The sequence below is a fragment of the Halorhodospira neutriphila genome (genome assembly GCF_016584055.1).
Classification (GTDB): domain Bacteria; phylum Pseudomonadota; class Gammaproteobacteria; order Nitrococcales; family Halorhodospiraceae; genus Halorhodospira; species Halorhodospira neutriphila.
This window is the reverse complement of sequence record NZ_NRSH01000176.1, coordinates 1-3474: the sequence shown is the minus strand read 5'-3', so window position 1 is coordinate 3474 and position 3474 is coordinate 1. Positions and strand designations below refer to the sequence as shown.

Sequence of the window (3474 nt, the reverse complement as noted above, 5' to 3'; positions counted from 1 at the left end):
CCGTCGAGGCCGGCGCGGCCGCCGCCGAGCGGCTGGCCGGGGAGGGGCGCACGCCGCTGCACGTGGCCGTCGACGGCGAGCTCGCCGCCGTGCTCGCCGTGGCCGACCCGCTCAAGCCCGGGGCCGCCGAGGCCGTCTCGGCGCTGCGCGCCCAGGGGCTGACCGTGGCCCTGCTCAGCGGCGACAACGAGCGCACGGCCCGCGCCGTGGCCGCGGCGCTCGGGATCGACGAGGTGCTCGCGGAGGTCCTGCTCGCGGACAAGGCCCGCGAGGTGGCGCGGCTGCAGGAGGCCGGCCAGCGCGTGGCCTTCGTCGGCGACGGTGTCAACGATGCCCCGGCCCTCGCGGGCGCCGACGTGGGCATCGCCATCGGCACCGGGACCGACATCGCCATCGAGGCCGGCGACGTCATCCTCCTCGCCGGCGACCCGCGCGGGGTGGCGGCGGCGGTGGCCCTGTCGCGCCGGACCTTCCGGACCATCCGGCAGAACCTCTTCTGGGCCTTCGCCTACAACCTGGCGCTGATGCCCGTGGCCGCTGGCGTCCTCTACCCGTGGCTCGGCGTGCTGCTGTCGCCGATCATGGCGGCGGCGGCCATGAGCCTGTCGAGCATCCTGGTGGTCAGCAACAGCCTGCGGCTGCGCCGGTTCGATCCACAAAAAAATCGCGGACCGGCTGACGCCGGCCCGCGATCCGTGCCTGCCTCGGATCCGGCGAGCGGATCCGCGCCAGGGGGGGCTACTCCTCGGGGCTCACCTTATCGGCGAGCTTCTGCGAGTAGTCCCCGATGAAGGGAATCTCCCAATCCTTGCTCTGGAACGACATCACGGCCATGTAGAGCAGGAAGATGAAGCCGAGCCAGAAGATGATCGGCATGCCGGCAAAGCCCATGGCCAGGATGGCCACGGCGATCCAGGCGACGGCGATGACCGCCGACAGCGCCAGGGACTGGGAGGCGTGGTAGCGCACCAGCGGGTCCGCCCGGTCGAGGACCAGGAAGATGACCGCCGTGATCGGGCCGAGCACGTAGGACAGCCCGGCGGCGACGTGCCGCGGCAGCCCGGAGTTGCCCATGAACGGCTCCCCGCTGCTGCTGCTGCCGGTGCCCGCACCGCTGCTCTCGCTTGACGAGGCGCTCTCGGCGGAGGCGGAGGACGCCTTCTCGGCCGCTTGATCGGTACTGCGGCTCGTGGAGCCGCTGCCGGCCCCCGTGCTGGTGCTGCCGGAGCCGCTGCTGCCGGCGCCGGACGCCTGCGTAGCGCTGCCCTTCGAGGAGCTGGTCTCGCCCGTCGACGAGCTCTTGGCGCTGGAGGTCTTCGTCGTGCTGGACTTGCTGCTCGTGCTCCCCGTTTCCTGGGTCTTCTTGGTCGATTTCTCGTTCGAATCCTCGCTCATTCTGGACACCTCCATACTGAATACCCGCTAGGGCGAATCTTTCTCCCCCGACCCGCACTGTACAATACCGGCTACCCTGATCCTGCGCAAATCCTGGGTTGCATTGGCGAAAACAGTTGATCTCGAGGGTGCGGCTTACGGTCCGCCGGCGCTGCGGCGGGGTCCGGGGCTCAGGCGAAGCCGGGGGGGCTCCAGTTCTCCATCATCCGCTGGCGCGCGACCTCGAGGCGCTGGGACATCAGCGCCGAGAAGCGCTTGAGCACAGCGTAGCCGAACTCGGGGTCGTGCTCGCACGCCTCCCGGATGGCGACGCCGTCGAAGGCGAGCAGCTCGCTGGCCTCCACGGCCCGGGCGTCGAAGTTCCAGCGGTAGGGGGGGATCAGCCACGACCAGCCGAGGATCTCGCCGGCGGCGAGGCGCTGGACCTCGAGGGTCGGCCCGCTGATCGCCGGCACCTCGAGGACGACCCCGCCGCTGCGGACCAGGAAGAAGTGCTCCGCCGGCTCGCCGTGGCGGAAGAGCACCTCGTTGCGCTCGAGCGAGCGCGGCGCCGCGTGGGCGGCGAGGCGCTCGATGGGCTCGCGCCCCATGCCCCGGAAAAGCTCCTGGTCCGACAGGAGGTTGGCGACGGAAGCGGTCATGGTACGGATCTCCTGGGCTCGGTTCCGAGCGCCGCGCCGGGGTCAGCTTACCGCCTGCTCGGGCACGGAGTGGAGCGGCTGCTCCTCGAGCCTGCCACTGTACAGGTAGTCCCGCGTCAGGGGCACTGCGTCCTGCTGCCGCGCTAGCTGGAGCTGCAGGACCATCATCCCGCGCCAGTAGAAGGCGGCCTCGCTGACGGCGAGGTAGAACTCCCACATCCGGCAGAACGACTCGCTCTTGGCGGCGGCGACCTGCTCGCGCATGCCCTGGAAGCGCGCCTGCCAATGGGCGAGGGTCTTGGCGTAGTGCAGGCGCAGGACCTCGATGTCGGTGGTGCAGACCCCGACGCGCTCGATGGCGGCCATGGCCTCGGAGGTAGAGGGGATGTAGCCGCCGGGGAAGATGTAGCGCCGGATCCACGGGTTGGTGACCCCGGGCGGCAGGAAGCGCCCGATGGTGTGGATCAGGGCCACGCCGTCGTCGGTGAGCAGGTCGCGGACGCGCTGGAAGTACTCGTCGTAGAAGGGCACGCCGACGTGCTCGAACATGCCGATGCTGACGATGCGATCGAAGGGGCCCTCGATCTCGCGGTAGTCCTGCAGCCGGATCTCGACGCGGTCCTCGAGCCCGGCGGCGGCGATGCGCTCGCGGGCGGCGCGCTGCTGCTCCCGGGAGAGCGTCAGGCCGACGACGTGGACATCCTCGCTCTGGGCGAGCTGCAGCGCCGTCGAGCCCCACCCGCAGCCGATGTCGAGGACGCGGTCGCCGGGGCGGAGCAGCAGCTTGCGCCGGATGTGCTCGACCTTGGCGCGCTGCGCGGCCTCGAGGGAGATCTGCGGGTCGTGGAAGTAGGCGCAGGAGTAGTGCAGGTCCGCGTCGAGGAAGCCGCGGAAGAGCCACTCGTCGTGGTCGTAGTGCGAGGCGATGTTCCGCCGCGCCGCCGAGGCCCGGTTCCACTGCTGGAGGGGGCGGGCGAGGCGCATCAGCCACTTCTTGGCCCCCTGGGTGTGCTCCGGCGGGAAGTTGGCGAGCAGCACCTCGAGGAGGGCGAGCAGCCCGCCCTCGCCGGGGCTCCAGTCGCCGTCCATGTAGGTCTGCCCGACCATGAACTCCGGGTCGAGGGCGATCCGGCGCAGCGCCCGCCGGCGGTGGATGCGCATGACGGCGTAGGGCGATCGGCCGGTGCCGTAGGCGCGCTGCTCGCCGTCCTCGAAGCGCAGCTCGAGGGTGCCGTGCTGGATCTGCTGTGCCAGGCGCTTCTCGATACCCATACCCCCATTATCATGCACGATAGCCGGGCGCGCGTTGAACCGCGTTGCCGTGCCGCAGGGGGGGACTCGTTACCGCACTGTGCAGGGCGGCTAGAAGTTGAGCATCCGCCGGGCGCGGACGAGGCTGCGGTACCAGTCCCGGCGCGGCGGCGGGACTGGTACCGCA

General features: G+C 70.9%; 5 protein-coding genes. 2 read left to right on the top strand and 3 right to left on the bottom strand.

Annotated elements, in window-relative coordinates; translation table 11 throughout:
• Positions 1–791, top strand: a 791-nt coding sequence (locus CKO13_RS11295) for an HAD-IC family P-type ATPase (RefSeq protein WP_200261063.1), incomplete at its 5' end; no start/stop codon positions are given.
• On the opposite strand, the gene CKO13_RS11290 is transcribed toward CKO13_RS11295, so the two are convergent.
• Positions 739–1074 carry a DUF4870 domain-containing protein gene (locus tag CKO13_RS11290; protein WP_200261060.1) on the bottom strand — a complete coding sequence of 112 codons (336 nt, stop codon included), beginning with the start codon at positions 1072–1074 and terminating at the stop codon, positions 739–741. The two genes, CKO13_RS11295 and CKO13_RS11290, sit on opposite strands and share 53 nt — an antisense overlap.
• Before the next feature lie 115 nt (positions 1075–1189).
• On the opposite strand from CKO13_RS11290, the gene CKO13_RS11285 reads away from it, so the two are divergent.
• Positions 1190–1426, top strand: a complete 237-nt coding sequence (locus CKO13_RS11285) for a hypothetical protein (protein WP_200261058.1) — start codon at positions 1190–1192, stop codon at positions 1424–1426.
• A gap of 139 nt (positions 1427–1565) precedes the next feature.
• On the opposite strand, the gene CKO13_RS11280 is transcribed toward CKO13_RS11285, so the two are convergent.
• Both CKO13_RS11280 and CKO13_RS11275 read right to left on the bottom strand, forming a co-directional pair.
• Positions 1566–2036, bottom strand: a complete 471-nt coding sequence (locus tag CKO13_RS11280) for a Crp/Fnr family transcriptional regulator (RefSeq protein ID WP_200261055.1) — start codon at positions 2034–2036, stop codon at positions 1566–1568.
• A 42-nt stretch (positions 2037–2078) separates the two neighbouring features.
• Entirely contained in the window at positions 2079–3308 is a 1230-nt protein-coding gene (locus CKO13_RS11275) for an SAM-dependent methyltransferase (protein WP_200261052.1), read from the bottom strand.
• Between the last annotated feature and the right edge of the window lie 166 nt (positions 3309–3474).

Excerpts from the sequence above, each read along its gene's own strand:
- CKO13_RS11290 (WP_200261060.1), bottom strand. The coding sequence starts at position 1,074 with ATGGGCAACTCCGGGCTGCCGCGGCACGTCGCCGCCGGGCTGTCCTAC.
- CKO13_RS11280 (WP_200261055.1), bottom strand. The coding sequence starts at position 2,036 with ATGACCGCTTCCGTCGCCAACCTCCTGTCGGACCAGGAGCTTTTCCGG.
- CKO13_RS11275 (WP_200261052.1), bottom strand. The coding sequence starts at position 3,308 with ATGGGTATCGAGAAGCGCCTGGCACAGCAGATCCAGCACGGCACCCTC.